The organism is Elstera sp., assembly GCF_044372965.1.
Lineage (GTDB): Bacteria > Pseudomonadota > Alphaproteobacteria > Elsterales > Elsteraceae > Elstera.
The window spans coordinates 1-9,989 of the sequence record NZ_JBILQX010000132.1; the positions used below are offsets into that span (position 1 = coordinate 1).

Here is a 9,989-nt window from a genome sequence, read left to right on the forward strand (position 1 = left end):
CTTCTGTCAGGTCCATTGCCCGCTGCACAATAATATTCCCGATTGGCTGAAGCTGACCGCCGAAGGTCGCCTTCAAGAAGCCTATGAGATCAGCCAGGCCACCAATACCTTCCCGGAAGTCTGCGGCCGCATTTGCCCGCAAGACCGGCTGTGCGAGGGCAATTGCGTGATCGAGAAGGGCTTCGAATCCGTTTCCATCGGCGCGGTCGAAAAATACATTACCGATTCGGCGTGGGAGCAGGGCTGGGTGACGGCCCCCGTGGTGCGCTCGGAACGGGCGCAGTCGGTCGGCATTATCGGCGGCGGCCCGGCAGGTTTAGCGGCGGCGGATGCGCTGCGCCGCAAGGGCTATCAGGTCCATATCTATGATCGCTACGACCGCCTGGGCGGCCTGCTGATTTACGGCATCCCCGGCTTCAAGCTGGAAAAGGATGTGGTGGAACGGCGCACGGCGTTGCTGGCCCAAGGCGGCATTCAGATGCACAGCAATTTCGAAGTGGGCCGCGATGCCATGCTTTCGGAATTGCGCGAAAAGCACGATGCGCTGTTGGTTGCGACCGGCGTTTACAAGCCGCGCGAGTTGGAAGCGCCGGGCGACACGCTGCCGGGGATCGTGCCCGCGTTAAATTATCTCATCGCCTCGAACCGCATTGGCCTGGGCGATCCGGTGCCGGAGTTCGAGTCGGGCGTGCTGAACGCCAAAGACAAGAAAGTCGTCGTCATCGGCGGCGGCGATACGGCGATGGATTGCGTGCGCACGGCGGTTCGCCAGGGCGCGGCGTCGGTCAAGCTGCTCTATCGGCGCAATCGGGTGAATATGCCCGGCAGCCAGCGCGAAGTGCAGAACGCCGAGGAAGAGGGTGTCGAATTCGTTTGGCTCACTGCGCCGGAAAGTTTTCATGGTGCGGGGCATGTGCGCTCGGTGAAAGCCAGCGAAATGCACCTGGGCTTGCCGGATGCAACGGGCCGTCAGGTGCCGACCAAGCTGGAGGGCTCCGAATTCATCCTCGAAGCCGATCTAGTGATTAAGGCGCTCGGGTTCGACCCCGAGGATGTGCCGGCGATGTTCGGCGCGCCGGAATTGGCCGTCACCCGCTGGGGCACCTTGCGCGTCGATCACAAGACGATGATGAGCAATATGGAAGGCGTGTTCGCGGCGGGCGATATCGTGCGCGGCGCAAGCTTGGTGGTCTGGGCGATCCGCGACGGGCGCGATGCGGCGGAAAGCATTCACCGCTATGTGCAATCTAAAGTGAGCGGCCTCGCGGCAGCGGCGGAGTAAGGGCGATGGACCTGCACGTCATCCTGACCTTTGCCAGCCTGTGCGCGGTCATTTCGGTGATGCCCGGCCCGAATGCCATGATGACGATGGCCCAAGGCATTACCAATGGCGCGCGCGGGGCGGTCTGGACGATTGCAGGCTCAATTCTGTGCCTTGCGGGCTTCATGCTGATTTCGGCTTTGGGGGCGGGGGCGATTCTGATGGCGTCGCCGACTTTGTTTGAGGTCGTGCGCTGGGGCGGGGTCGCCTATCTCGTCTTCCTCGCCGTCCAAGCTTGGCGCGCGCCGCCGATGGTGGCGCAGGCGGGGATTGCTGAAAAGCGCGCGAGCAGCGCCGCCCTCTTTGCCAAGGGGTTTGCGACCTCGCTGTCGAACCCCAAAGCCGTGCTGTTCTGGGGTGCTTTGTTTCCGCCGTTTCTCGATCCCGCCGTGCCGGTTGGGCTGCAAATCGCCGTGCTGGGCGCGATTGCGTTTTCCATCGAACTCGCGGTGATGCTGAGCTATGGCCTCGGCGCGGCGTTCCTCAGCCGGGAGTTGGCGAAACGCGGCAAGACGACGGTGTTCAACAAGGTTTCCGGCGGCGCGATGTTGGGCGCAGCGGCGTTTCTGGCGGCGAGGTGAGGGGATTATGCGCGGTGCCGTTTGCATAGCGATCCTGTTGGCGCTGGCCGCCTGTGCGCCCACCCGGCAGCAGGCCCCGGTGGCGGCGGTTACGCTGGTGAATGATCCGGCGGGGCGGCCGCAGCGCATGGCCTACGCGCTAACCTTCATCGAAGCGATGAAGAGCGATGATGAGATTCGCCGGGATATTACGCGCGGGTTTAAGGACGCGGTGCGGGCGGCCCTACCCCGCGGATCGAAGATCGGACTTCAGGAGTTCACCGCGCTGGCCGAGCAATATCTGTTGTCGGAGCAGTTGAAGCATCTCCCGGAAATCAAGGAAGGCTATGCAACGGGCTATGCCGACACGCTGACGGCGGCGGAACTGAAGCAATTGGCCGACGCCGCCAAGAGCCCCGCCGTGAAGCGGGCGTGGTACGAGCAGCCCTTGTCGTCGCAGGATCAGGCCGAGCTTATCGCCCTGGGCTTTCCCGCGCTGCGGAAGCGCATGGCCGAAACGGCACCAACGGCGCAACGGCTTTCGCAGGCGCAGGGCGACGCCCTGCATAATCGACTTGTGGATGATTTCTTGGCGAAGATTGCGCAGCGGCTTCAGGGGCAGCCAGCGTGAGTTGAAAAGCACTGGAACGGGAGTTAAGGGGTATGGCGATAGGCGGCAAAGTTCGGGCATGGGGGCGGCGATTGGCTCTCGCTCTGAGCCTTTCGGGCTTGGCCGCGTTGGGCCTCAGCGGCTGCGCTGCATCTGTTAGCCCCGAGGAAGCCGCCGCCCGGCGGGTTAAGATTGAAAAACTCGTTCCCCTGGTGATCGACTATGGTCTTGCGAAAGACTTGCGACCGCGAGTAATCGCCAAGATTTACTCTGAGAAGGATGGTACTCTTCAGTATGTGTATCGCGATTATCCAGGGCGGAATGCAGAGATTGATCAGCGCTTTATGACGCAGTCAGCTGCGATCATGAAGGATACTGACACTCCGGAAATTCATGGGGCGCTTGCAGGCCTGTTGGCTTTCTCGCTTTCCCATGACGATATTGCTGTGCTGACCGACCCGCAATACGAGCAAGATGTGCGGAGCGTCCTTCGCATGACGACCAGTCGAGAGGACTTTTTAACGCTTCGCCGGACCTCCCCCGTAGGACCGCCGCTAGGACGCCTTCTCGGGGCTTACAACGGTATTGTGAGGCAATTCGCCCAGTCAAATGCCGCTATAGCGCGACAGAGTTTAGTTGAAGATTTCACGACCTATAAACCGCTTTTTCAACGCCAATAACCAGACTACTGCAGTGTTCAAGACCAATATTAGAGAGATCTCAAGAGTTTTATGGCGAGAGGGCAAAAAAACATGGCTGAGAACCAAATCATCAAGATGATCAAGTCGGCCCAAGCCTTTACGGGTGCCTGCGCGTACAAGAGGGGGGAGTGACTTTGATCGGCACCTGTCGGCTGCTCCTGTCGCTTATCCTCGTCGTCGGGCTGGCAGCTTGCGCCTCCCCTCAATCGACGCTAAAGGCCGATGCGACGCAGGAACGGCTTGCGGAGGAGCTTATCGAGGCGCACCGGTTGGCGCTGCCCTACGCAACGTCCACGGCGATCAAGATCGTCACGTCCGAGCAGGCCTATATCGCTCAGCTAAAGCGGGAAACCGGATCGGATGCGTTACAGCCTTTTATTACTGTAGCCCTGGGGGTGTTTAGAGATCTGTGGCCGACTTCGCTGAAGGTGGAGGCTGCGAAAGCCTTAGCAGCGGAGTTAAGTCGGGAGGATTTAGTGACGCTGCTCGACCCCGCTGCGGTGGAAGAGGTGCGCGGGAAGCCGCGCCCAGCGTTTCCAGAGATGCGTTACAGCAATGACCGGCTGACGAAGGCAATGGGGGCTTATGTTTTTGCGGAAGTTTCGGCGGTTCGCCGGATGGCGGCTATCGTCGCACCGCGCGTGAAAGAACGGATTTTGGCTGATCCTGGCGTTTTGAAGCGGGGAGCCTAAGGGCATTCCGCGTGCGTCTCGAAGCAGTCTCTTTGGGGTGGGGTGAAGGTATGACGCGGGCAATTACAGTTTTACTCGCCCTCGGGTTTCTCGGGGGCTGCGCGGCGACGCAGACCAAGACAGTGGCGCCCGTGTCGGCACCCATAGCCCCCGTGTCTGCACCCATAGCCTCTGTGCGTCCCTCTGAGGCTGAGCAAGCAGAGCGACCGCAACGGGTGGCCTATGCACTGAAGTCAATTAGCTTCATTGTTCCCGACTCTCAACTGATGCAGCAATTGAAAGAGGGGTTAAACACGCCACCCCCTAATTATTTTGCCCAGTTTCCAGGTGAGAAGCGTGATCGCGCTGCAAAACTTTGGTCGCAGGAGTTGGTTCCAGAAGTCTTGAGCCGCTTTCCTGAACTGAAAGAACTTTTTGCCGGGGTCTTTGCCGATATTCTGACAACGGATGAGTTGAGACGGCTCGCTGAGGTCGTGGATCTTCCGGGGGCAATCCGCCTTCAGAATAAGCAACCTCTGACCGACCAAGACGCTCAGGACTTTGGCCGCTTAGGCCTCGTCGCCTTGTCCGAACGGCTTCAAGAAAAGAGGTCGGTGGCAAAAGAACTTATGCAGGCACGATCCGAGGTATGGACAACATCTGTCGTTGGCAACTTGATGCGGCGAAAGCCAGAACTGTTTGTCGACGCCTCTAAGTAAGCGCTGGAAGGATGCATTCTTGGTGAAGATTATAAGTAGTCTTTCTGGCAGCAAAGTGAGGAAATGATGCGACATGTTTGGGCAGGGTTGCTCCTAACTCTTACCGTTTCCATCTCGCAAGCGAGTTTGGCGCAACAATCGGCCGTTTATCAGGAACGATTCGCTCTCGTTCATGAACTGATCGAGCTTCAAGGGTCGCGCCCCAATATGGAGCCTATGATTGATCAGATTCTCAAGCAAATGCGAACAGCTATCTTGGCAAAGTCGCCGCAACGCGAGGCAGAGATTGATTCAGTATTTGCCAGTAAGATAAGACCAACGATGGTGAATTCTCTCCCTGCATTTTATGCTGAAGTTGATCGAATTCATGCCGAGGTTTACACCGCAGAAGATTTGAGGGCGAGTATCGCGTTTCTTCGCACTGACGCCGGTAAGATTTTCCTCGACCGCCAGCAACGTGTTTCGGCGAAAATGCAGGAAGCGGTTGGGGTGTGGTCGCAGGATCTTATGCGCAATCTTCTGACGTCGCTGGGACAGCAATAACAATATTCACCGCAGGCGCGGAAAAGACCGTCACAAGACGGGCACGGAAAGGGTAAAGGACATGACGAACAACCAAACCACCGAGATCCTCGAATCGGGCGAAGCCTTTACCGCTGCCTATGCCCGCAATCAGGCGCATCTCACGGCCAGCGGGATGTATCATCCCTCCGAAGAGCATGACGCGTGCGGCGTCGGCTTTATCGCGGCGATTGACGGCAAGCCGACGCGCGCCGTGGTCGATGCCGCCATTCAGGCGCTGAAATCGATTTGGCATCGCGGCGCGGTCGATGCCGACGGCAAGACCGGCGACGGCGCGGGCATTCATTTGCAGGTGCCGCAGACCTTCTTCCTCGATTACGTCCGCCAGATCGGCCATCCGGCGCGGGAGAATGAGAAGCTTGCGGTCGGCATGGTGTTCCTGCCGCGCACGGATTTGGACGCGCAGGAGCGCTGCCGCTGCATCGTCGAAGCCGAAATTCTTAACTTCGGCTATACGATCCACGGCTGGCGGCAGGTGCCGGTGAATGTCGATATTTGCGGCGAAAAGGCCAATGCCTCGCGCCCGGAAATCGAACAGATCATCATCGCCAACCCGCGCGGCGTGAACGAAGGCCAGTTCGAAAACGATCTATTCGTCATCCGTCGCCGCATCGAAAAGCGCGTGGCCGATGCGCGGATCAATGATTTCTATATCTGCTCGCTGTCCTGCCGGTCGATCATCTACAAGGGCATGTTCCTCGCGGAACAATGCACGTCCTTCTATCCGGATTTGCTCGATGCGCGCTTCATCTCGAACTTCGCCATCTACCATCAGCGCTATTCGACCAATACGTTCCCGACGTGGCGGCTGGCCCAGCCGTTCCGCGTGATCGCCCATAACGGCGAAATCAACACGCTGCGCGGCAATGTGAACTGGATGGCCTGCCACGAACCGCGCATGGCGAGCGATGTTTTCGGCGATTTGATCGAAGATATTAAGCCGGTCGTGCAGCCGGGCGGGTCGGATTCGGCGGCGCTCGATAGCGTGTTCGAGCTGCTCATTCGCGGCGGTCGCCCGCTGCCGATGGTGAAAACCCTGTGCGTGCCGGAAGCTTGGAACCCCGACGAGGGCACCACGCCCGATAGCTGGCGCGACCTTTATTCCTACTGCAATAGCGTGATGGAGCCGTGGGACGGCCCGGCGGCGCTGGCGGCCTATGATGGCCGTTGGGTGTTGGGTGGCATGGACCGCAACGGGTTGCGCCCGATGCGCTATGTCATCACCGGCGACGGGCTGCTGATCGCGGGCTCCGAAGCGGGGATGGTGAAGATCGACGAACAAACGGTTGTCGAAAAGGGCCGTCTCGGGCCGGGCATGATGATCGGCGTCGATTTGCAACGGGGCCGCGTGTTCCACGATGCGGAAATTAAGGACGAGCTTGCCTCGCGCAAGCCGTTCGGGCGCTGGGTGCAGCAGATTACCCGCATCGATGGCATCATTAAGGGCCACGCGCTGCCCGTCGAACGCATGAGCCGCGAGGCGCTGCGCCGCCATCAAATCGCCGTGGGCTGGACCACGGAAGATCTGGAACTCATTCTGCACCCGATGGTCGAGGACGCGAAGGAAGCCATCGGCTCGATGGGCGACGATACGCCGCTTGCCGTGCTGTCGGACCAGTATCGGCCCCTGTCGCATTATTTCCGCCAGAACTTCAGCCAGGTGACGAACCCACCGATCGATTCGCTGCGCGAACGCCGGGTGATGACCATTCGCACGCGCCTCGGCAACCTTGGCAATATTCTGGAAGAAGATGAAAGCCAGTGCCAGTTGCTGCAACTGGACAGCCCGATTCTCTCCACCGCCGAATTTGTGGCAATGCGCGCCTATATGGCGGATACCGCCGCTGAGATCGACTGCACCTTCGATCCGAAAGCCGGGGAATTCGCCCTACGCGATGCCTTGAAGCGCGTTCAGCGCGAAGCGGAAGATGCGGTTCGCGCGGGCTGCACCCATCTGGTGCTCACCGATGGCGCGATGGGGCCGGGCCGGTCGCCCTTGCCGATGATCTTGGCGGCGGGCGGCGTTCATAGCCATCTCGTGCGCCAGAACCTGCGCACGTTCACGTCGCTCAATATCCGCTCGGCGGAATGCCTTGATGTGCATTATTGTGCGGTGCTGATCGGCGTCGGCGCGACCACGATCAACGCCTATCTTGCGGAAGAAGCGATTGCCGACCGGCACGCGCGCGGCCTGTTCGGCACCATGCCGCTCGAAGACGGGATCAAGCGTTTCAAGAAAGCCATCGATGATGGTCTGCTGAAAATCCTCTCCAAGATGGGCATTTCGGTGCTCTCCTCCTATCGCGGCGGCTATAATTTCGAAGCGATTGGCCTGTCGCGCACGCTGGTGGCGGAATTTTTCCCCGGCATGACCAGCCGTATTTCCGGCCTTGGCATGAGCGGCATTCAGAAGGAAGTCGCAGGCCAGCACGGCAAAGCGTTTGCGGGCGACAGCAGCGTTCTGCCCATCGGCGGCTTCTACCGCTACCGCCGCAAGGGTGAAAGCCACGCCTGGACCGCCGATCTCATCCATATGCTGCAAACTGCAGTGGCGACGGACAGCTACGCGACCTACAAGAAATATTCCGAAGCCAACCGCAAACTACCGCCGATTGCCCTGCGCGATCTGATGGACTTCAAGGGCGGACGCACGGCGGTGCCGCTGGAAGAAGTGGAATCGATCACCCAGATTCGGCAACGGTTCGTGACGCCGGGGATGTCCTTAGGGGCGCTCGGGCCAGAAGCGCACCGGACCTTGGGTATCGCCATGAACCGTATCGGCGCGAAATCCGATAGCGGCGAGGGCGGCGAAGATTCGAAGTATTTCAAGCCGCTGCCCAATGGCGATAACGCCAATTCGGCGATTAAGCAGGTCGCCTCGGGCCGCTTCGGCGTGACGGCGGATTACCTCGTCAACTGCCGCGAGCTGGAAATCAAAGTGGCCCAGGGCGCTAAGCCCGGCGAAGGCGGGCAGTTGCCCGGCTTCAAGGTGACGGAAATGATTGCCCGCCTGCGGCATTCCACCCCCGGCGTGATGCTGATCTCGCCGCCGCCGCACCATGACATCTACTCGATTGAGGATCTGGCGCAGCTCATCTACGACCTGAAGCAGATCAACCCGAACTGTAAGGTCTGCGTGAAGCTGGTGGCGCGCTCGGGCATTGGCACGATTGCGGCGGGCGTCGCCAAGGCGAAGGCGGATATCATCCTCATCTCCGGTCAGGTCGGCGGCACGGGCGCGAGCCCGCAAACCTCGATCAAATTCGCCGGTGCGCCTTGGGAAATGGGCCTGTCGGAAGTCCATCAGGTGCTCACCCTCAACCGGCTGCGTCACCGCATCCGGCTGCGCACCGATGGTGGCATCAAGACCGGGCGCGACGTGGTGATTGCGGCCATGCTCGGCGCGGAAGAATTTGGCGTCGGCACGGCCTCCTTGGTGGCGATGGGCTGCATCATGGTCCGCCAGTGCCATAGCAACACCTGCCCCGTTGGCGTTTGCACGCAAGACGAAGCCTTGCGCGCTAAATACGATGGCTCGCCGGAAAAAGTGGTGAACCTCTTCAGCTTCATCGCCGAAGAAGTGCGTGAGATTCTGGCCGAGCTTGGCGTTCGCTCGCTGAACGAGGTGATCGGACGGACCGATCTGCTCAATCAGGTGAGCCGTGGCGCCCATACGTTGGACGATCTCGACTTGAACCCGCTCTTGGCCCAAGCCGATCCGGGCGACTATCCGCGCTATTGCACGCTGGAAGGCCGCAATGAAGTGCCCGATACGCTCGATGCCCAGATCGTCAAGGACGCCCATCCGGTGTTCGAGGCGGGTGAGAAGATGCAGCTCACCTACAATATCCGCAACACCTACCGCGCCATCGGCACGCGCCTGTCGTACCATCTCACCAAGCAGTTCGGCATGACCGGCCTTAACCCCGATCACGTCACGGTGCGTCTACGCGGCTCGGCGGGCCAGTCGCTCGGTGCGTTTGCGGTGCAGGGGCTGACGCTGGAAGTGTTCGGCGATGCCAATGATTATGTGGGTAAGGGCCTATCGGGCGGGCGCATCATCGTTCGGCCAATGACCGCAAGCCCGCTGGTGACGAACCGCAATACGATCATCGGCAATACCGTGCTCTATGGCGCAACGGCGGGGCAACTCTTCGCCGCAGGCCAAGCCGGCGAACGCTTTGCCGTGCGCAACTCCGGCGCGCAGGTGGTGGTCGAAGGCTGCGGGTCCAATGGCTGCGAATATATGACCGGCGGCGTCGCGGTAATCCTCGGCCCGGTTGGCGATAATTTCGCGGCGGGGATGACCGGCGGTATGGCTTTCGTCTATGACGAAGACGATAGCTTCCAACACCGTGTGAACCCGGAAACCGTGCTCCAGCACCGGATCGAAGTGGCCCATTGGGAAGGTGTGTTGCGCGATTTGGTCGAACAGCACATCAAGGCGACCGGCTCCAAATGGGCGATGAGCCTGCTTGCCGATTGGGAGCGTCAAATCGGCCACTTCTGGCAAGTGGTGCCGCGCGAAATGGTGGGCCGCTTGGCCTTCCCAACGCAAGTGGCGCAGATCAGCGCCGCCGAATAGGGCCTAACGCGGGCGGGGAGAAATCCCCGCCCCAATTTTATCCACCATCGGAAGCCGGTGAGTTTCTGTGAAAGCGGGTAAAAAAACTCGGCCATTATAAAATATTGCGCTGCGTCATTTTAAATCACGGTTGCCCATATTAGCTGGACACCCGCAAAAACCCTCGCCCGTTCAGTTTTGCTGTGATTCACTGATGGGGTCCCTCGCTCGGAGCCTACCGATGGAACCTCAATCGCTTTT

8 protein-coding genes are annotated in these 9,989 nt (G+C 60.0%); all 8 read left to right on the forward strand.

Annotation, left to right across the window (positions count from 1 at the left end; all coding sequences use genetic code 11):
• Window positions 1-1,282, forward strand: a 1,282-nt coding sequence (locus ACIQ36_RS14675) for an NAD(P)-dependent oxidoreductase (protein ID WP_395830578.1), incomplete at its 5' end; no start/stop codon positions are given.
• 5 nt (window positions 1,283-1,287) lie between these two features.
• The gene (locus tag ACIQ36_RS14680; protein WP_395830580.1) at window positions 1,288-1,902 is read left to right on the forward strand and encodes a LysE family translocator; all 615 of its coding nucleotides are present in this window, start codon (window positions 1,288-1,290) and stop codon (window positions 1,900-1,902) included.
• A gap of 7 nt (window positions 1,903-1,909) precedes the next feature.
• Window positions 1,910-2,512 (forward strand): hypothetical protein, encoded by a 603-nt coding sequence (locus ACIQ36_RS14685; RefSeq protein WP_395830582.1) that lies wholly within the window; start codon window positions 1,910-1,912, stop codon window positions 2,510-2,512.
• A gap of 71 nt (window positions 2,513-2,583) precedes the next feature.
• Entirely contained in the window at window positions 2,584-3,171 is a 588-nt protein-coding gene (locus ACIQ36_RS14690) for a hypothetical protein (protein WP_395830584.1), read from the forward strand.
• Window positions 3,172-3,320: 149 nt separating this feature from the next.
• Window positions 3,321-3,884, forward strand: a complete 564-nt coding sequence (locus ACIQ36_RS14695; protein WP_395830586.1) for a hypothetical protein — start codon at window positions 3,321-3,323, stop codon at window positions 3,882-3,884.
• 50 nt (window positions 3,885-3,934) lie between these two features.
• Window positions 3,935-4,582: a hypothetical protein gene (locus tag ACIQ36_RS14700; RefSeq protein ID WP_395830588.1), complete on the forward strand. Its 648-nt coding sequence runs from the start codon at window positions 3,935-3,937 to the stop codon at window positions 4,580-4,582.
• Between the two features lie 63 nt (window positions 4,583-4,645).
• A complete protein-coding gene (locus ACIQ36_RS14705; protein ID WP_395830591.1) occupies window positions 4,646-5,125 on the forward strand; it encodes a DUF2059 domain-containing protein in 480 nt (159 codons plus the stop codon).
• A 61-nt stretch (window positions 5,126-5,186) separates the two neighbouring features.
• On the forward strand, window positions 5,187-9,749 hold the full coding sequence (gltB, locus tag ACIQ36_RS14710; RefSeq protein ID WP_395830592.1) for a glutamate synthase large subunit: 4,563 nt from the start codon (window positions 5,187-5,189) through the stop codon (window positions 9,747-9,749).
• Window positions 9,750-9,989: the final 240 nt, after the last annotated feature.

Coding starts and splice junctions, on each gene's coding strand:
- ACIQ36_RS14680 (WP_395830580.1), top strand. CDS start 1,288: ATGGACCTGCACGTCATCCTGACCTTTGCCAGCCTGTGCGCGGTCATT.
- ACIQ36_RS14685 (WP_395830582.1), top strand. CDS start 1,910: ATGCGCGGTGCCGTTTGCATAGCGATCCTGTTGGCGCTGGCCGCCTGT.
- ACIQ36_RS14700 (WP_395830588.1), top strand. CDS start 3,935: ATGACGCGGGCAATTACAGTTTTACTCGCCCTCGGGTTTCTCGGGGGC.
- ACIQ36_RS14705 (WP_395830591.1), top strand. CDS start 4,646: ATGATGCGACATGTTTGGGCAGGGTTGCTCCTAACTCTTACCGTTTCC.
- gltB (WP_395830592.1), top strand. CDS start 5,187: ATGACGAACAACCAAACCACCGAGATCCTCGAATCGGGCGAAGCCTTT.